The sequence below is a fragment of the Pseudomonas sp. R5(2019) genome, from assembly GCF_009905435.1.
Classification (GTDB): Bacteria; Pseudomonadota; Gammaproteobacteria; order Pseudomonadales; family Pseudomonadaceae; genus Aquipseudomonas.
Genome location: NZ_JAAAMT010000037.1, coordinates 22,491 through 40,816 on the forward strand (window position 1 = coordinate 22,491; position 18,326 = coordinate 40,816).

The 18,326-nt window shown below is 63.6% G+C and carries 19 protein-coding genes; 4 read left to right on the forward strand and 15 right to left on the reverse strand.

What is annotated here, in order from left to right:
• Positions 1 to 12: 12 nt before the first annotated feature.
• Positions 13 to 1,056, forward strand: a complete 1,044-nt coding sequence (locus GUY40_RS20730) for a patatin-like phospholipase family protein (protein WP_166570781.1) — start codon at positions 13 to 15, stop codon at positions 1,054 to 1,056.
• Between the two features lie 152 nt (positions 1,057 to 1,208).
• Positions 1,209 to 1,832, forward strand: coding sequence for a response regulator transcription factor (locus GUY40_RS20735; protein WP_166570782.1), 624 nt, complete (start codon positions 1,209 to 1,211; stop codon positions 1,830 to 1,832).
• On the opposite strand, the gene GUY40_RS20740 is transcribed toward GUY40_RS20735, so the two are convergent.
• From GUY40_RS20740 to kdpF, 6 genes are read right to left on the reverse strand one after another with little or no spacing between them, the layout of a single operon-like run.
• Positions 1,802 to 2,500 (reverse strand): response regulator, encoded by a 699-nt coding sequence (locus GUY40_RS20740; RefSeq protein ID WP_166570783.1) that lies wholly within the window; start codon positions 2,498 to 2,500, stop codon positions 1,802 to 1,804. The two genes, GUY40_RS20735 and GUY40_RS20740, sit on opposite strands and share 31 nt — an antisense overlap.
• Before the next feature lie 2 nt (positions 2,501 to 2,502).
• Positions 2,503 to 5,154, reverse strand: a complete 2,652-nt coding sequence (locus tag GUY40_RS20745) for a sensor histidine kinase KdpD (protein WP_166570784.1) — start codon at positions 5,152 to 5,154, stop codon at positions 2,503 to 2,505.
• A gap of 15 nt (positions 5,155 to 5,169) precedes the next feature.
• A complete protein-coding gene (gene kdpC / locus GUY40_RS20750) occupies positions 5,170 to 5,730 on the reverse strand; it encodes a potassium-transporting ATPase subunit KdpC (protein WP_166570785.1) in 561 nt (186 codons plus the stop codon).
• Positions 5,731 to 5,781: 51 nt separating this feature from the next.
• Positions 5,782 to 7,842: a potassium-transporting ATPase subunit KdpB gene (gene kdpB / locus GUY40_RS20755; RefSeq protein WP_166570786.1), complete on the reverse strand. Its 2,061-nt coding sequence runs from the start codon at positions 7,840 to 7,842 to the stop codon at positions 5,782 to 5,784.
• Positions 7,843 to 7,852: 10 nt separating this feature from the next.
• Positions 7,853 to 9,547: a potassium-transporting ATPase subunit KdpA gene (gene kdpA, locus GUY40_RS20760; protein ID WP_166570787.1), complete on the reverse strand. Its 1,695-nt coding sequence runs from the start codon at positions 9,545 to 9,547 to the stop codon at positions 7,853 to 7,855.
• The gene (kdpF, locus tag GUY40_RS20765; RefSeq protein ID WP_166570788.1) at positions 9,537 to 9,644 is read right to left on the reverse strand and encodes a K(+)-transporting ATPase subunit F; all 108 of its coding nucleotides are present in this window, start codon (positions 9,642 to 9,644) and stop codon (positions 9,537 to 9,539) included. The genes kdpA and kdpF overlap by 11 nt, the downstream gene beginning before the upstream one ends.
• 758 nt (positions 9,645 to 10,402) lie before the next feature.
• On the opposite strand from kdpF, the gene GUY40_RS20770 reads away from it, so the two are divergent.
• Positions 10,403 to 10,687 carry a LuxR family transcriptional regulator gene (locus GUY40_RS20770; protein WP_166570789.1) on the forward strand — a complete coding sequence of 95 codons (285 nt, stop codon included), beginning with the start codon at positions 10,403 to 10,405 and terminating at the stop codon, positions 10,685 to 10,687.
• Between the two features lie 112 nt (positions 10,688 to 10,799).
• Entirely contained in the window at positions 10,800 to 11,483 is a 684-nt protein-coding gene (locus GUY40_RS20775; protein WP_178117910.1) for a response regulator, read from the forward strand.
• A 304-nt stretch (positions 11,484 to 11,787) separates the two neighbouring features.
• Here the strand turns inward: GUY40_RS20775 and GUY40_RS20780 are convergent, their stop codons facing one another.
• From GUY40_RS20780 to GUY40_RS20820, 9 genes are all read right to left on the reverse strand, one after another.
• A complete protein-coding gene (locus GUY40_RS20780) occupies positions 11,788 to 12,828 on the reverse strand; it encodes an AI-2E family transporter (RefSeq protein ID WP_166570791.1) in 1,041 nt (346 codons plus the stop codon).
• A gap of 7 nt (positions 12,829 to 12,835) precedes the next feature.
• Complete coding sequence (locus GUY40_RS20785; RefSeq protein WP_166570792.1) at positions 12,836 to 13,648, reverse strand: DUF4892 domain-containing protein; 813 nt, start codon at positions 13,646 to 13,648, stop codon at positions 12,836 to 12,838.
• Positions 13,649 to 13,737: 89 nt separating this feature from the next.
• Positions 13,738 to 14,592, reverse strand: coding sequence for an alpha/beta fold hydrolase (locus GUY40_RS20790; RefSeq protein ID WP_166570793.1), 855 nt, complete (start codon positions 14,590 to 14,592; stop codon positions 13,738 to 13,740).
• A complete protein-coding gene (locus GUY40_RS20795; protein WP_166570794.1) occupies positions 14,589 to 15,392 on the reverse strand; it encodes an alpha/beta fold hydrolase in 804 nt (267 codons plus the stop codon). Before GUY40_RS20795 ends, GUY40_RS20790 begins: the two co-directional genes overlap by 4 nt.
• 101 nt (positions 15,393 to 15,493) lie before the next feature.
• Positions 15,494 to 15,832: a hypothetical protein gene (locus GUY40_RS20800; RefSeq protein ID WP_166570795.1), complete on the reverse strand. Its 339-nt coding sequence runs from the start codon at positions 15,830 to 15,832 to the stop codon at positions 15,494 to 15,496.
• A 116-nt stretch (positions 15,833 to 15,948) separates the two neighbouring features.
• On the reverse strand, positions 15,949 to 16,392 hold the full coding sequence (locus tag GUY40_RS20805; protein WP_166570796.1) for a hotdog fold thioesterase: 444 nt from the start codon (positions 16,390 to 16,392) through the stop codon (positions 15,949 to 15,951).
• A gap of 37 nt (positions 16,393 to 16,429) precedes the next feature.
• On the reverse strand, positions 16,430 to 16,885 hold the full coding sequence (gene sixA / locus GUY40_RS20810) for a phosphohistidine phosphatase SixA (RefSeq protein ID WP_166570797.1): 456 nt from the start codon (positions 16,883 to 16,885) through the stop codon (positions 16,430 to 16,432).
• Positions 16,882 to 17,229, reverse strand: coding sequence for a DUF4389 domain-containing protein (locus tag GUY40_RS20815; protein ID WP_166570798.1), 348 nt, complete (start codon positions 17,227 to 17,229; stop codon positions 16,882 to 16,884). The genes sixA and GUY40_RS20815 overlap by 4 nt, the downstream gene beginning before the upstream one ends.
• 19 nt (positions 17,230 to 17,248) lie before the next feature.
• Entirely contained in the window at positions 17,249 to 18,274 is a 1,026-nt protein-coding gene (locus GUY40_RS20820) for an NAD(P)H-dependent glycerol-3-phosphate dehydrogenase (RefSeq protein WP_166570799.1), read from the reverse strand.
• Positions 18,275 to 18,326 lie beyond the last annotated feature (52 nt).

An 18,326-nucleotide genomic window follows, 5' to 3' on the forward strand; every position in this document is an offset into this window, starting at 1 on the left:
AGGAGCCCGATCATGAAGAAACGCGTCGCATTGGTTTTGGGGTCGGGAGGCGCTCGTGGCTATGCCCACATCGGTGTCATTGAAGAAATCGAACGCCGCGGTTATGACATTGGCTGTATTGCCGGCTGTTCCATGGGCGCGGTGGTCGGCGGCATCTATGCGGCCGGCAAGCTGGACGAGTACCGCCAGTGGATCGAAAGCCTGGACTACCTCGATGTGCTGCGCCTGGTAGACGTGAGCTTTCGCCTGGGGGCCATGCGTGGCGATAAAGTCTTCGGGCAGATCCGCAAGATTGTCGGCGAGCTGAACATCGAAGACTTGCGTATTCCCTACACCGCGGTAGCCACCGACCTTACCAACCAGCAGGAAATCTGGTTCCAGGAAGGCTGCCTGCATCAGGCCATGCGCGCCTCGGCGGCGATTCCCAGCCTGTTTACCCCAGTCATGCAAGGCAATCGCATGTTGGTCGATGGCGGTATCCTCAACCCCTTGCCGATCGTGCCGGTGGTCTCCAGCCACTGCGATCTGATCATTGCCGTCAACCTCAACTCCACCAACCAGAAACATTACCAACTGCCGGTGATCGAGCGCCCGGCGGCCTTCAAGGCGCGCTTCAACAGCCTGATCAACTCGCTGGGCTCGCACATGCCGTTCAAACGCAAGCCGGCCGAGGCGCTGCTGCGCCTGGAACAGGAGGCCCTCAGACCCAGCGCCGCGGTTCTTGGCAGCAATCCCTGGCTGGACGCCGCCGACCCCAGCGCGCAACAGCCGGCGGCGGCACCGGAGACCGAAGGCGCACCCAGCTCGGCCACCGGTTCCGTCATCATCGACAACGTCGGGCCTGCCTCGCTGCTGGACTTGATCAACCAGAGCTTCGAGGTGATGCAAACCTCACTGGCGCAGTACAAGATCGCTGGCTACCCGCCGGATGTGTTGATCAACGTGCCCAAGCGCGTGTGTCGGTTCTTCGAGTTCTACAAGGCGCCGGAGCTGATAGCACTGGGCAGGGAAATTGCCCGGGACACCCTGGACAACTATGAGAATGAACGGCGATAGCGGTAACAGTGCAGAATTAACACCCTGCTTGTTGAATTTTCCTACGCGGCGGCACCTCTCGACCGACATCTTACGACATGACCTGCCCCTAGAATCGGCGCGCACTTACATTCTTGGCGGCGTGATTACCCGCCGTCGCAGGTTCATTCCTCATGCGCCACACCCTCGTCATCGCCGATGACCACCCTGCCATGGCGTGGGCCGCCGGTCAGTTGCTCAACCAACAGACGGCCCCTGCGTTCGAAGTTGTCGCCAAGGTCCACAGTACCGATGAGCTGCATCGACAACTCGCGATCCAACCCTGCGATCTATTACTCACCGACTTCTGCATGCCCCGCGGCCAACAGCCGGATGGCCTGGCGATGGTCGGCTGGCTGCGAAGACGCTACCCGAACATGGCGATAGTGGTTATGACCATGCTCAACACCCCGTCCACCTTGCGCGCCCTGCACAAGCTCGGCGTACAGGGATTGTTCGATAAACACGCGCGACTGGAAACGCTGGCACAGGCCATGTGCAGCGTGGCGCGGGGCCGCTTTTACCTGAGCGAGGGCTTTGCTCGCGTGCTGGAGACCGATGCCCGGCCGCTGAAATGGGAACAGGCCGAGTTGTCGCCCCGCGAGCAGGAGGTCATGCGCCTGATCGGCCAAGGGTTGTCCGGCCGGGACATCGCCCGAAAACTCAATCGCAGCGAAAAAACCATCAGCCGCCACAAACGCACAGCCATGGACAAGCTGGGTGACGCCTACCCTTCCAGCGCGTCACACAAGCGATAGCCAACCCCGGGCTCGGTCAGGATAAAGCGTGGCGCCGCGGGATCGTCCTGAAGTTTCTGGCGCAAGTGGCCGATGACGATGCGCAAATAGTGGGTGTCGTGAAGATGGGTCGGCCCCCAGATGTCCTTGAGCAAGTGTTGCTGGGTGATGACCCGTCCCGGGTACAGCGCCAGCTGCGACAGCACCGCGTATTCCTTGCGGGTCAAGGCCACCTCGCTGCCGCCCAGGGTCACCCGCCGCAGCGCAAGGTCGATGGTCAACCCGCCAAGGCTGAATAACGCTGGCTGCGCTTGCCCCTGCGGGGCTTGTCGCAACAACGCCCGCACCCGGGCGAGAAACTCCTGAATACCGAAGGGCTTGGTCACATAGTCGTTGGCGCCGCCATCCAGTGCCTGGACCTTCTGCGCTTCGCTGGCGCGCACCGACAAGACCAACACCGGCAGCTGCGACCATTCGCGGACCTGCTGCAACACGTGCTGGCCGTCCATGTCCGGCAAGCCCAGGTCCAGCACCAACAAATCAGGACGCGCCAGCGCCGCCTGCGCCAACCCTTCGCTACCGGTGGCCGCCTCAATCACCTTGTAGCCCTGGGAGACCAGGCTGATACGCAGAAACTTGCGAATTTGCGGTTCGTCGTCGATGACGAGAATAGTCGCAGTCTGGCTCATGGTCAGGCTTCACTCTCAGGCGCGGGTTGGGCAGGCAGTGGCAGACAAAGGGTGATGCAGGTGCCCGCGCCCTCGATTCCCTCGGCCACCTCGATATGGCCGCCATGAGCGCCAATCATACCCTGGCAGATCGCCAGGCCAAGCCCGGTGCCCTGCCCACCGCGATCGCCACGGGCAGCGGTGTAGAACATGTCGAAGATCTTGTCGCGATCCTGGGGCGCGATGCCGGGGCCCTGATCGCTGACGGAAAACTGAATCTGCTCATCTTTGACCCTCACGCCCAATTCCAGCCGCCCGTTTGCCGGGGAAAAGCGCACGGCGTTTTCCAGCACATTGACCAGCGCCTGCTCGATCAACGCGGGATGCACATGCAAAAGCGGCAGCTGCGCAGCGATGTCGACATGCACTTGCAGCGGCGCCAGCAATACCCGCAGGCGCTGGCGGGCGCTGGACACAATGTCCTCAGGCGCCACCCAGTCCCGCGAAAGCTTGAGCGCACCATGGCCCAGGCGGGTCATGTCGAGCAGGTTCTGGATGTAGCGATCCAGCCGTTCGGCTTCATCACGGGTGCCTTCGAGCAACTCCTGGCGATCCTCGCGGCTGATCGCCTCGCCCAGCGCCAACAGGCTGTCGATGCCGCCGCGCATGCTGGTCAATGGCGTGCGCAAGTCATGCGATACCGACGCCAGCAAGGCGCTGCGCAGCTGCTCGGTTTCGCCGTGCAGGCGCGCCGCTTCCAGCTCTTCGGTCAAGCGCGCTCGCGCCAGCGCCTGGGCCAGCGGCTGGCCCAGGGCCGTCAGCCGCCGCCGTTGTTCGGCACTGATCGATTGGCCGCCATCAGGACAGGCGCCGAGCAAGGCCAACGGCCCCTCCTCCAGCGACAGCGGCCACCACCACCATTGCCCGCTGGGCAAGGTCGCCGTGCCGTGGCCCGCCGCCTGGTCATGTTGCCAGGCCCAACTGGCAGCGGCGCGCTCATTCTCGCTGAGGGAAAGCGGGGTGCTGTCTGCGGTCTTCCAGCCCTGGCTGCCATCGGGTTCCAGAAGGCAAAGCTTCAGGTTTTTCCAGCCTTCCAGATGCTGCATCGCGGCACTGAGCACCGCCTGTCGGTCGGTGGCGGCGGTCAGCTTGCGCGACAGGTCGAGCAGCTCGCGGGTCTGCGCCTGGGTCTCTCGCAGCGCTTGCAGTTGACGTCGCTGGCGCGCCGCCAGGTTGCCGGTGAGCGCTGCCATCAGTAGAAAGAACACCAGGGTCAGCACATCCTCCTCACGCTGGATGCTCAAGGAGAAGCTCGGCGGGATAAATAGAAAGTCGTACGCCAGGAACGACGACACCGCACAGACCAGCGCGGGCCCCAGGCTGCTGCGCACGGCCACCAGCAACACGGCGGCAAGAAACACCAGCGAGATGTTCGGCAACGCCAGCACACTGGACACACCCCACGCCAGCGCGCTGGCACCGACGGTCGCGACCAGCGCCAGCAGGTAATCACGCCAATGCCCCTCCCGGCTTAGCGCCGGGCGCGCTGCCTGGGGGCCGGGGTCGCGATCCAGCACGTTGATTTCCAGGCCGTGGCTGTCGCGCAACAGCCGAGTGGCCACCCCGGCCCCCAACCAGCGCCGCCGCCAGCGGTCGCGGGACTGACCGACCAGCAGCAGACTGGCACGGCGTTCGGCGGCATGCTGGATCAGCGTGCGTGCCACTTCACCGGCGCGCAGCACCACCACTTCACCGCCCAGGCGCTCAGCCAGTTGCTGGGCGCCTTGCAGATACTGGCGTGACGTTTCATCACGCACCGCGCCGTGATCGACATGCACCAGGCTCCAGGGCAGATGCCGCCGCTGCGCCACCCGGCTGGCGTGCCGCACCAGCCGTTCGGCCTGGGCGTCAGCGTCGATTCCGACCAGCATCCGCCCGCGCACGGCCGGCGCGGACTGGCCCATCCGGCGATAGCCCTGGGCCAGGTCGGCATCGACCTGCGCTGCCGCCGTCTGCATCGCCAGCTCGCGCAAGGCGGTCAGGTTGGTCGGGCTGAAAAACGCATCGATGGCGGCCCGCGCCTGCTCGGGCACATAGACCTTGCCCTCGCGCAAACGCTCGAGCAGTTCACGGGGCGGCAGGTCGATCAACACCAGCTCGAAGGCCTCTTGCAGCACCCAGTCGGGCAAGGTCTCGCGCACCTGCACGCCAGTGATGCCGCGCACCTGGTCATTGAGGCTTTCCAGGTGCTGGACATTGATCGTGGTGTAGACGTCGACCCCGGCCGCGATCAGTTCCTGCACATCCTGCCAGCGTTTGGCGTGGCGACTGCCCGGCACGTTACTGTGGGCCAGCTCGTCCACCAGTGCCAGTTGCGGTTTGGCCGCCAGCACCGCGTCCAGGTCCATCTCCTCGAGGGTCATGCCACGGTAGTCACGGCGCACCAGCGAGCACTGCGTCAGGCCCGCCAGCAGCACTTCGGTTTCGCTGCGGCCGTGGGTTTCAACCACGGCCGCCAGCACCTGCACGCCTTGACGTTGCTGCGCATGGGCGGCCTGCAGCATGGCGTAGGTTTTACCCACCCCCGGCGCTGCACCGAGAAACACCTTGAGACGGCCACGACCGTTACGGGGGAGTTGCGCCAACAGGGCGTCGGCGCGGTCAGAATCACTCATGCAGCACTCTCGACATTACGGGGTGGGTGCCGCCAGGCGGGCCAAGGCGTTGTTCAAGGCCAGGACGTTGACCACCGGCGGACCGATCAAGGGGTGCAGAGTGGACTGCTCGATCAGGGGTTGCAAGTCCGTTACCGCAACGGATCGGGCGGCGGCCACCCGGGCCAGTTGATAGTCGATCGCCGCGGGCGGCAAATGCGGGTCCAGGCCGCTGCCGGAGGTGGTCAGCAAGGCCAGCGGCACTGGCCCTTGCCCGGGCACATAGAGCTGATTGGCGGCCTCGATGATGCGCTTGGCCAGCGCCGGGTTGCTCGACGCCAGGTTGCTGGCACTGCTCGACAAGGTAGCGAAATCCCCCGCCGAGGGACGCGGGTGGAACCACTCCGGGCCCTTGAACTCCTGGGCGATCAGCAACGAGCCACGGACCTTGCCGTCGGCATCGCGCAGCAAGCTGCCTCCGGCCTGCCCAGGGAAGGCAACATGGGCCACAGCCGTCACCAGCAGCGGGTAAGCCACGCCAGTAATCAATGTCATCAACAGCAAAAGGCTCAGGGCCGGGCGTATGAATGCAGACATCAGCGGATCCTCTATTCAGAACGCGCCACACTGATCTGTGGCGCAAGGCAGTTACACCAGGTTCAAGGCGTTGAGCAGCAGGTCGATCAGCTTGATCCCCAGAAACGGCACGACGATCCCACCCACCCCATAGATCAGCAGATTGCGCCGCAACAGTTGCGCGGCACTGGCGGCCTGCACCCGCACGCCGCGCAAGGCCAGCGGGATCAGCACCACGATGATCAGGGCATTGAAGACAATGGCCGAGAGGATCGCGCTTTGCGGGCTGGCCAGCTGCATGATGTTGAGCACGCCCAGTTGCGGGTAGATCGAGGCAAACAAGGCCGGCAGCACAGCAAAGTACTTGGCCACGTCGTTGGCGATGGAAAAGGTGGTCAAGGCACCGCGGGTCACCAGCAATTCCTTGCCGACTTGCACCACGTCCAGCAACTTGGTCGGGTCACTGTCCAGGTCGACCATGTTGGCGGCTTCCCGGGCGGCCTGGGTGCCATCGTTCATCGCCATGCCAACGTCGGCCTGGGCCAGCGCCGGGGCATCGTTGGCACCGTCGCCGCACATCGCAACCAGGCGCCCTGCCTCCTGTTCCTGGCGAATGCGCTCGAGTTTTTTCTGTGGCGTGGCTTCGGCCAGTACATCGTCCACACCGGCTTCGGCGGCGATGGCGGCGGCGGTCAGCGGGTTGTCGCCAGTGACCATCACGGTACGAATACCCAGCAAGCGCAATTGCTCAAAGCGCTCGCGGATGCCCGGCTTGACCACGTCCTTCAAATGAATGGCGCCCAGCAACCGCTGGTCCATACACACCAGCAAGGGCGTGCCGCCGCTTTGCGCGATCCTGTCGACTTCTCGCGCCAGCGCCGCGGGCATCTCCAGCCGTTCAAAGCCAACAAAGGCCAGCACCGAATCCACGGCGCCCTTGCGGTAGCGCCGAGCGCCGGCATCGACGCCCGACAAGCGGGTCTGGGCGCTGAACGCCACCGGCACCAGCCCCTCTGCCGACGGTTCGCTGACACTGTGTTGCAAGCGAATGAAGTCAACGATGGACTTGCCCTCGGCCGTATCGTCGGCCAGGGAAGCCAGCAGCGCCGCCTCGGCCAGCTCCCGGGCGGTGATGCCCGGGGCAGCGTGCAGGGCGCTGCAGCGGCGGTTGCCGAAGGTGATGGTGCCGGTCTTGTCCAGCAGCAGCACTTGCACATCCCCCGCTGCCTCCACCGCGCGGCCGGACTTGGCGATCACATTCAGGCGCACCAGCCGGTCCATGCCGGCGATCCCGATGGCCGACAGCAGGCCACCGATGGTGGTGGGGATCAGCGTCACCAGCAGCGCCACCAGAAACACCAGCGGCAGGCTGCCACCGGCAAAATGGGCGAAGGGCTGCAAGGTCACCACGACCACCAGGAAAATCAGGGTCAGGCCGATCAACAGGATGTCGAGGGCAATCTCGTTCGGGGTTTTCTGGCGCCTGGCGCCTTCGACCAGTGCAATCATCCGGTCCAGGGTCGATTCACCGGGGTTGGCGCTGATACGCACCAGCAGCCAGTCCGAAACCAGCCGGGTATTGCCGGTGACGGCAGAACGATCACCGCCCGACTCGCGAATCACCGGCGCTGACTCACCGGTAATTGCCGCTTCGTTGACGGCGGCGATGCCTTCAATGACTTCGCCGTCGCCCGGGATCATCTCGCCGGCCTCGACCCGCACCACATCGCCCTTGCGCAAGCGGCTTGCCGGGACCTCTTCAAACCGGCCATCGATACCTCGCAGACGCGCCATCAGCCCTTGGCTGCCGGCCTTGAGGCTGTCGGCGCGGGCCTTGCCGCGCCCTTCGGCCAATGCTTCGGCAAAGTTGGCGAACAACACGGTGAACCACAGCCAGACGGCGATCTGCACGGCCACGCCAGTGGCGACGGCCGGGTCCGGCAGCAGGCACAACAGGGTGGTGAAGACTGCCGTCAAGGCGACCACCAGCATGACCGGCGAGCGCTTCAACTGGCGCGGATCGAGCTTGACGAAGCCCTGGACCAGCGCCGGCCGCCACAGCGCCGAGAAAGCCGTGGCTTTGCTCGCGGGCGCGGCCTCGGCGGGTTTCACTACAGGAATCGGCATGTTCATGATTCGCTCCTCAGAACCCCAGGCTCAGGTGTTCGGCAATCGGCCCCAGGGCCAGGGTCGGCAAAAAGGTCAGGCCACCGACCAACAAAATCGTGACGGTGAGCAGCGCAACAAACAGCGGTCCATGGGTAGGAAAACTGTCCAACCCGCTTGCGGCGCGACGTTTGAGTGCAAGGCTGCCGGCCAGCGCGAGCACCGGCAGGATGTAACCGAAGCGGCCGATCAACATGCCCAGTCCCAGCATCAGGTTGTGGAAGGTGGTGTTGGCACCGAAGCCCGCAAACGCTGAGCCGTTGTTGGCACTGGCCGAGGTGTAGGCGTACAGCAGTTGGCTGAAACCATGGGCACCGGGGTTACTGACAGCACCCGCCGGGCCTGGCAGGCTCGCGGCAACCGCGCCGAGCACCAGCACGCCCAGCGGCATGACCAATAAGGTTGCGACCAACCATTGAACTTCACGCGCCTGCAGCTTCTTGCCCAGGTATTCAGGCGTGCGCCCGATCATCAGCCCGGCCAGGAACACGGCGATCAACACGTTCAACAGCATCCCGTAGAGGCCCGCGCCGACGCCGCCGAAGATCACCTCGCCGAGCATCATGTTGACCATCGCCACCAGGCCGCTCAGGGGGTTGAGGCTGTCATGCATGGCGTTGACCGAGCCGTTCGAAGCCGCCGTGGTCGTGACCGACCAAAGCACCGACGCGGTGGTCCCGAAGCGGCTTTCCTTGCCTTCCAATGGCGCGGTCTGCTCGACGGTTGCCGCGTTCAGCGCGGGGTTAGGCTGGGATTCGGCCCACAGGGAAGTACCGCCGCCGATCAGAAACAGGGCCAGCATGCAGGCGATGATCGCCCGGCTCTGGCGCAGGTCCTTGACGTAATGGCCGAAAGTGAACACCAGGGCCACCGGAATCAGAATGATCGAGGCCAGCTCGAACAGATTGCTGAGGGCGGTGGGGTTCTCGAACGGGTGTGCGGAGTTGACCCCGAAAAAGCCCCCGCCGTTGGTGCCCAGCTGCTTGATCGCGATCTGGCTGGCCGCCGGCCCCAGCGGGATAACCTGATCCACGCCTTGCAAGGTGGTGGCCTGCACGTAGTCGCTGAAGGTTTGCGGAACACCCTGCCAGACCAGCACCAGCGCCAGCACCACGCACAGTGGCAACAGCCCGTACAAGGTGGCGCGGGTCATGTCGACCCAGAAGTTGCCCAGGGTACTGGTCGAGCGGCGCGAAATGCCCCGGCACAAGGCGACCAGCACGGACAGGCCGGTGGCGGCGCTGACAAAATTCTGCACGGTCAGGCCGACCATCTGGCTGAGGTAGCTCAGCGAGGTTTCACCGCTGTAGGCCTGCCAGTTGGTGTTGGTGACGAAGCTGACCGCCGTGTTGAAGGCCAGGCTCCATTCCTGCCCCGGCAGGTGTTGCGGGTTAAGCGGCAGATTGCCCTGTAACAGCAGCACCGCGAACAACAGTACAAAGCCCGCCAGGTTGAAAGCCAGTAGCGCGCAGGTATAACGCTGCCAGCTCTGCTCGCTGTGTGCATCGACGCCAGCGATTCGATAGCAGCCGCGTTCCAGCGGCCCGAGCAGCGGGCTGAGCCAGGTGCGCTGACCTTCCATCACCTTGTAGTAAAAGCGTCCAAGCCAGGGCGCGGGCAGCAGCACCAGCGCGAAAAAGGCCAGGATCAATGCGTAGTCATCACTGTGCATGGCCGCCCTGACTCCGATCCGCGCGCAACAGCGCCGCCAATAGATAAACGAACAGCCCCGTTGCCAGCAGCAACGACACCCCGTCCAGAATGCTCATGGGAAATCTCCGTGATACGGCATGTGCCGCTTGGAAGAATTGTCAGCAAACGGGGTGTAAAGGGACGAGAGGGGAGCGTGGCGGGATGCATAAAGAATGCGTAAAGAGTGCACGCTCTGGAGGTTGCGTCGGCGACGCGGAAGAAAAAAGGCTGGCAACTCCAAATTCACAGGCCATGGCACGTTGCAACAAATGTGGGAGCGGATTTATCCGCGAAGCGCCGCGCGGGCGGCGCTCGATCTCAAGAGCAATGGAAAAACCAGGGCAGACACCTCACACGTCTCATGCGATCTGCTGGCAGGCTCCCCCATCAGAATGAAGAGGGTTGCCTGAGGACCGTATCAAGGCTTCCAAGGGCTTGCCTTGGGTTTTCCGGCGTTGCCGAAATCGAGCGCCGCCCGCGCGGCGCATCGCGGATAAATCCGCTCCCACATTTGTTGCAACGTGCCATGGCCTGTGAGATTGGGGTTGTCAGCCTTGCTTGTAGGGCGGGAGATCGCGGTGGCGCAGGGGCATAGAAAAGAAAACTCTAATTCAGAACATCAACGCATCCTTATGATAAATAAAGGGAAAAATCGGAAAACCAGGGGCGCTAGCGCTGTATACCTGTCATTTCTGACAGGTGGCGGCGGGCCTCAGGCAGGATATAACTTCCCCCGTCGCCACCTCTTTGCGGACCATCACCGACTTCGACTTTGGGTTGTATCTCCCTGAGCAGTCGGCAGGTCCCTGTGTGCCCAATGACGGGAGAGTTCACCATGCACCCCCCCTACTCACCACGTAACAAAGCCTCCTCTACCCCCTACAGTCGATTCGCTGAAGCCCCCACTGCGGACCCGCAGGTTTGCCTGACGGCCAAAGAGCTCACCGCCCTGCGCTGGAGTGCATTGGGCAAAACCTCGGCGGAGATTGCGGTGATTTGCGGCTGTACCGAGTCGACCATCAATTTTCACTTCTGCAATATCCGCAAGAAATTCAACGTCAACTCGCGCCACCTCGCCGTGCTCAAAGCCCTTGAAAAGGCCTTGATCAGCCTGCAGTGAACCGGCCGCTCGCCCGCCAGATGGCGGCGGGCCGGTGCAAAGCAAAGGCTTTGTATCGAGGTCGGTACACGAACGACATGCCGCCGACAAACAGCCGCCCCACCCTTCTGGCCTGATCGTCGATGACGATGTCCCGATTCGCGAGCTACTGATCGACTACCTGGCCCGCTTCGACATCTTCGCCGCCGGCGTCAGCGATGGCACCGGCATGCGCCAGGCACTGAGCGAAGACAGTTACGACCTGGTGGTGCTGGACCTGATGCTGCCGGGCGAAGACGGCCTGTCGCTGTGCCGCTGGCTGCGCAGCGAATCGAGCATTCCGATCCTGATGTTGACCGCACGCTGCGAGCCCACCGACCGCATCATCGGCCTGGAACTGGGCGCTGATGACTACATGGCCAAACCGTTCGAGCCGCGCGAGTTGGTGGCGCGGATCCAGAGCATCCTGCGCCGGGTGCGCGACGACCGCAGTGAACAGCGTGGCAACGTGCGCTTCGACCAATGGCGGCTCAACAGCGTGCTGCGCCAACTGACGTCCGCCGATGGTCTGGTGGTGCCTTTGTCCAACGCTGAATTCCGTTTGCTGTGGGTGTTTCTGGAGCGTCCGCGCCGGGTACTCAGCCGCGAGCAATTTCTGGATGCCGCCCGCGGGCGCTCCATCGAGGCTTTTGATCGCAGCATTGACCTGCTGGTGTCGCGCCTGCGCCAGAAACTGGGTGATGACCCCAAGTCGCCGAACCTGATCAAGACCATTCGCGGTGAAGGCTACCTGTTCGACGCCCGGGACATCGGCTGATGCGCGGCGCCGATACGCTGTTCGCCCGCTTGTTCGGCGTGTCGTTGCTGGCCATTGTGCTGGCCCATGGTGCGCCTGCCCCGCGCCTGAAACGGTAATCGGCTCCCACAGTTTGTAGGAGCGGACCTGGCCGCGATGGGCCGCGCAGCGGCCCCTGAAGCCAGTGACCTCCCCGACACCACTTGCGAGTGCCGTCGGTTTTGGAATAGCAGGGGCCGCTTCGCAGCCCATCGCGGCCAGGCCGGGACGCCGGACCGCCGCTCCTACATCGCGATGAGGTCAGCACAGGCAATGGATTCGACACCTACGAACGAACAGTGCTCTTCGACCAGTCCAGCAACAGGCTGTAGGCCACCGCCAACAACGTCGGCCCAATAAACAAGCCGATGAACCCAAATGCCAATAACCCGCCAAACACCCCCAGCAGCACAATCACCAGCGGCAGGTTGCCGCCGCGGCTGATCAGGTAGGGCTTGAGCACGTTATCGACGCCGCTGATGATAAAGGTGCCCCAGATGCCCAGGAATATCGCCGTCCCGTAGTCTCCCTTCCAGGCCAGCCACGCCGTGGCCGGAATCCACACCAGCGGCGGCCCCATGGGGATCAGGCTGAGCAGGAAGGTGACGATGCCCAGCACCAGGGCGCCCGGGACTCCGGCGATCAAAAAGCCGATCAGAGCCAGTACCGCCTGTGCCGCCGCCGTGCCGATCACACCGTTGACCACCCGCTGCACGGTCCCTGCCACCAGTCCCAGGTAATACTCTGCGCGCTCACCGATCAGCCGCTCCAGCAACCGCTGGGTAAAGGCCGCCAACCGTGGACCATCGCGATAGAAGAAGAACACGAACACCAGGCTCAGGATCAACTCGAGGATGCCACCGCCGATCTGCGCGCTACGGGCCAGCAGCCAGTTACCGACCTGCCCCAGATACGGCTTGATGTTGGCCAGCAAGGCCGCGCCCTGCTCATCGATGGTGTTCCAGATGACCAGCAGCCGCTCGCCCACCAACGGAATGCCGCCCAGCCAGTGGGGCGCATCAGGCAGGCCATCGACCCGAACATCACGAATAAAGGCAGTGGCGTCACGGACGTGATCCGCCAGGTTGAACCCCAGCCACACCAGCGGCAAGGCGACCAGCAAAATCCATAGCGTGGTCAACAGCGCTGCCGCGAGTGTTTCCCGCCCGCCCAGCCAGCGCGTCAGCAGCCGCATCAGCGGCCAGCTGGCAAAGGCCAGGATCGCGCCCCAGAGCAACGCGGAGATAAACGGCGCCATCACCCACACACCGGCCCCGAGCAGGGCCAGCAGCAGGATTTGCACCAACAGACGATCGTTATTGATCATAGCGGTCTCAACGAATCCACTCGATATGCAGCCCTTTCACATCCTGCTTGCCGGCTTCCAGCCGGGATTCGCGCACGCCGCTGGCGATCAGCGCCTGGCGCCAGGCCTCGGCTTCAGCCCCGGCCAACGAAGCGCGCAAGGTGCTGTCCAGATTGAGGCTGCGTGCCAGCAGCTCGACCCAGGCCGGCTGTGGCGCACCGACCAGCGAAGGGTAGTCCAGCTCGCCGGTGTCACGCAGCTCACGCAACACCGTACCCGGTGTCGGCAGCAGATCACCGAGTGGTTCGGCGGCGACAAACTGTTCGGCATGCAACAAGGCCGTGCCCTTGCCCCGGGTGATGCTGTAGAGGGCGACCAGCGTGTCTTGTTGCGGCGGCGCCTTGCGCAGCAGCAGGAAGGCCTGGTCCTTGTCCGAGCCGAACAGGCGAGCGTTCTTGAAAATCTCGTTGGCCCACAGGCTGCTGTCGCCGCAGTCGCGAGCCTGGCACCAGAACAGCAAGTAAGCACCTTCGGCCTGCAAGGCCTCGCGCGCGGCGGTGAACTCATCCAGCGCCTTGCGCTCCGGTGGCAGCTGGTAGGTCAGCGAGCTGACCTCACCATGGCGGGTGATGCCGTCCATGCGCAGTTGGCCACTGATCCGGCGCAGCGGTGCCAGTGGATAGATACGCTCTTTTTCGGCGGCCGGGCTCTGGTCAATGACCTTGGCATCCTGCGGCACCGGTAACCCCGGCAGGCTCAGCTGATCATCGGCATGCGCCAGAGGCAGGAAAAACAAAAGGCCTGAAAAGGCCAGTAAGCAGGTTTTTTTCAACTCAGGCATTCGCGTTGTCCGCCGTGCCCGGTGTGTGTGAATCAATCATTAAGCTCTCCCTATCATCCCGCCAAGCCTCGGCAGTTGACCGCCGCAAGTCAAGGAATGGCAAAGAAGCGATTGAAACAGTCTGCAACAAGGCTCGCCCCGGATTCGTCATTCAGGTGCAGGTGGTGCTCGCCAGGCAGCTGTTCCCGGCTAAAGGGTAGACCCTCCAGCAACGCCGTGTGGCGTGCCAGCATGCCACCTTCGGCAACGACCAGCCGAGCTGGACAGGCAACGCGTTGAACGAAGCTCAACGCCTGGGCTTCGCTCAGGCGCACCGGCGACGACAGGGTCAGGCGGCTGTCGCTGCGCCAGGTGTAGCCGCCAGGCACCGGCATCAACCCGCGCTCGGCCAGCAGCTCGGCAGCTTCACGGCTGACCGCGACCGCGCCCTTCATCCGCGCTTCGACCGCTTGATCGAGCGTGGCGTAGACCGGCTTGCGCTTGTCGAACTGGCGCATCTGCGCAAGCAGGGCCGTGCCCATTCGTTCGGCCGCATCATCCGGGCCAAAAGTCGGTGGGATCACCCCATCGATCAACGCCAGGCGCTCGACCCGCTCGGGCAAGGCGCCAGCCAGCAGCACCGAAATGATCGCCCCCAGCGAGTGGCCCAGCAGCGAAAAGCGCTGCCATCCCAATTGTTCAGCCACCCACAGCACATCATGGACATAGTCCCACAGGGCGTAGCCGGCGCCGCGGGGACGGTGATCGGAAAAACCATGCCCCGCCAGGTCCAGGGCAACAATGCGCAACCCGCGCAGTTTTGGCGCCAGTCGGGCAAAGCTGTTGGCGTTGTCCAGCCAGCCGTGCAGTGCGATGACCGGGTGGCCGTCGGCTGGCCCGAACAAGTGGGCCGCCAACTCGATATGCGGCAGGCGCAGGCGAACTTCTTCGACATGGGCATTCATGGGCGGCACCCCGGCCGCGCCTGCCAGCGCTCGAACAGGCTGGTCAGTAGCCGTGCGGTGTCGTGCGGACGCTCCAGCGGGAACATGTGCCCGCCCTGCATGCGGTGGAATTCCCCGAAGGGCAGCCGGCGAGCCGCGCTGGCGTGGTGGCGCATGACAACCTCACTGTGCGTGCCGCCCACCAGCGCCAGCGGCAGTTGCAACTGGCGCAAGCGCCCAGGGCTCTGGTGGGGAACACTGCGGTAAATATTGATCTCGGTGGCTGCATTAAAGCTCAGGCGCAGCCCGCCGGCCTCCTCGCGCAATCCATGTTGCAGATACGCCTCGAGGCAATCGGGGTCGAAGCGGCTGAACAGGCGTTTGCCGGCAAAGTAGTCACGAGCACTCTGCAGATCGCTGAAGGCTTCGCGTCGCCCCAGGGTGCGCCCTGCCGGCGTCAGCCGATCGATGAAGCCCAGGCGCTTGGCCGCGCGGATGACCCATTGGTCGGTACGGGTCAGCAAGGGCGAATCGAGCATGACCAGGCCACGGTAGTACTGTGGGCAGCGCAGCGCCGCATGCAGGTGCAGCACACCGCCGAACGAATGCCCTACGCCCCAGACCGGTTGCGGTTGTTGCTCGAGGTGGTGAATGAGCTCGTCGACCAGGTTCAGCCAGTTGTCATCGACAGGAAAGCGCGGGTCGTGCCCGTGTTGCGGCAAATGGCTGACCGTGTAATCCGGACCCAGCGCGGCAAACAGTTTGCCGTAGGTCCCGGAAGGGAAACCGTTGGCATGGGCAAAAAAGATCGGTTGCGACATGACCGCACACTCAAGAACACAGTAGCGCGATTGTCCGCATGCCAGGCCGACTGGGCAATGATCGTAACTGCCATCGATCATGACACTTAGGACACAAAGGCCTAGACCTGGTCAAAGCAACGGTTCAGACAGGCCTGCAGATAGACCAGTTGATAGTCGAAGGCGTCCTTGATGTCCTGGCGCTCGCGCGGACTGATCGTCGCAACCCGCAAGCTCAGGCAGCTCGCTTGCAAGGTCTGCGCCGCCAGCTTCACCGACTCCTGCACCAAGCCAAACTCCCGGCGACCGTGATAACGGCGAATCAACGTATCGAGCCGAGTATCGGCCGCATCGCGCAAGACCTGAAACTCCGGAAAGGTCAGTGGTTGCCCCACCATGGCCTCATTGATCAGCTTGTACCACCTACCTGAACAGGCCAATTCCTTGCTCGACTCTTCCATCTGCGGCTTCCAAGTACGTGAGACCCGGTGTCACGCTAACAAGGTGCCAAGCCACGCCACAACTGTCATAAATGACAGGTGTGGCGCAGGCCAGAGCCTGCGCTGGACGCTTGGGTTCAACGTGCCGGAGGGTTTTCGCCGACCGGCACTACCGCCATGGTCAGGCGCGAGATACAGGTTGGCTTGCCTTCAGCGTTGCTCAGGCGAATGTCCCAGACGTGGGTGGTCCGACCGATGTGCACCGGTGTTGCCACCGCCGTCACCCGCCCGCTGCGCACTCCCCGCAGGTGGTTGGCATTGACCTCAAGGCCCACGCAATAGAATTTGTTCGTGTCGACGCACAGGTGACTGGCCATTGAGCCAACCGACTCCGCCAGGACCACCGACGCACCGCCGTGCAACAGGCCAAAGGGTTGATGGGTGCGCGGGTCGACGACCATGCTGGCCGTCAGGGACTGCTCATCAGCGCGCTCGAAACGGATATCAAGCACTTCGAGGATGGTGTTGTTGCGCATGCTGTTGAGCTGATCGATATCGGGAGCGGTACGCCAGAAGCTCATGGGGCAGATCCTTATGGTGGGTTCTGCCCCGAGCATCTCAGGGATGGCGCAGGCTGTGCAAGGTCATCAACCCGGCCACTGATACATCGCCCTCGAGTTCGGCCAGACTGGCCGTGCCCATGCTTCGCGTGGCCTGGTGGTGGCCTTCTTCAAGCAGGCTGAGCAACGTGCTGACCAGCGGCTGATGACTGATCAGCAACGCCGACTCCAGCCCCAGCTTGCTCAATTCGGTCAGCACCTGCTCCGGCCGGGTGTCGGGCCTCAGCCACGGCACGGTCTGCAACGCTTGTTCCAGGCCCAGGGATTGGCGCACCAGCTCCGCCGTCTGCTGGGCGCGAACATAAGGGCTGACCAGAATCGCCTGCAACGGCTGCCCCAGCAGGTGGCCGGCACTGCGCACGACCTGCTCGCGACCATGGGCCGTCAGCTCGCGCTCGGCATCGCTGCGCACTTGCGGCTCTGCCTCGCCGTGGCGCAGCACCCAGAGCTTCACAGCTTTGGCTCTTCGTCGCGCACCGGATGCGGTGCTGGCGGTATGGCGTGGGCGGCCTCACCTTCCGGTGCCCGTGGGATTGGCCAGTCGGCGAACGGCCAGGGTTTCTGATCGCTGTGGAAGCTGGCGAAGCGGCCGATCTGAGCCAGGAACTGGCTCAGGCTGTCGCCAAAGTTCATCAGGCTGGCGTTCGGTGCGCCGTAGATCAGGCGGTAAATCAGCTGCACCAGCACCAGGCCCGCCAGCAACAGCTCGGCCAATTGCCAGACCACCAGGAAAACCAGCATCCAGAGCACACGCAGCAGAATGGATTCACGCTGTGCCTGATTCGGGGATTCGTTCATGTACCGCTCCTGTATTCGCTCAGTTGAAACCGGTGGTTGAAATGAAATCGACATCGGTCTTGGGCTCGGCCCGCATCAGCAGCTCGATGACCTCGTTCAGCGTACGGCCCTCGAACAGAATCGCATGCAAGCCCGCCACCAGGGGCATGTAGACTTGAAGCTCCTCGGCACGGGTCTTGAGTACCTTGAGGGTATTGACGCCCTCGGCGACTTCGCCGAGGCGGGTGACCGCTTCTTCCAGGCTCAAGCCTTGGCCCAGCGCATGGCCGACCTGGTAATTACGGCTTTTGGGCGACGAACAGGTGACGATCAAGTCGCCGACTCCGGCCAGCCCAAGGAAGGTCATCGGGTTGGCGCCCTGGCTCACGGCAAAGCGGGTCATTTCCGCCAGGGCCCGGGTGATCAGCATGCTCTTGGTGTTTTCGCCCATGCCCAGGGCAACCGCCATGCCGGCCATGATCGCGTAGACGTTTTTCAGCGCTCCGCCCAACTCGACACCAAAGCGGTCGGCGCTGGCATAGACCCGGAACGTACGGCCGTGCAAGGCCGCCTGGACCCGCTGGCAGAGTTCTTCGTCTTCACTGGCGACCACGGTGGCGGTCAGCGCATGCTCGGCGATTTCACGGGCCAGATTCGGCCCGGAAAGCACGCCAATACGGGCTTGTGGGGCGATCTCTTCAAGAATCTGGCTCATCAGCTTGAAGGTCTGCGCCTCGATGCCCTTGGTCAGGCTGACCAAAAGTTTGCCGCCGAGCAACTCGGCATGCGGTACCAGCACCGCGCGCAGGGCGCTGGAGGGCAAGGCGACGAAAATCAGCTCGCACTCGCTCAAGGTCGCGAGCAGGTCGGTGACCGGTTCGACCGCGGCGTGCAGTTTGATGCCCTTGAGGTAGCGTGGATTTTCCCGCGCTGTGCGCATGGCCTCGGCCTGCTCGGGGTCGCGCATCCATTGCCGCACGCCAAGGCCGTTTTCGGCCAGGAGGTTCGCCACGGCGGTGCCGAAACTACCGCCTCCCAGAACTGCAACAGGCTGCTGTTCAGTCATATCCAATCCGTTAAAACCAAAAAAATGGCGATGGTTGCATTATACGGAGCGC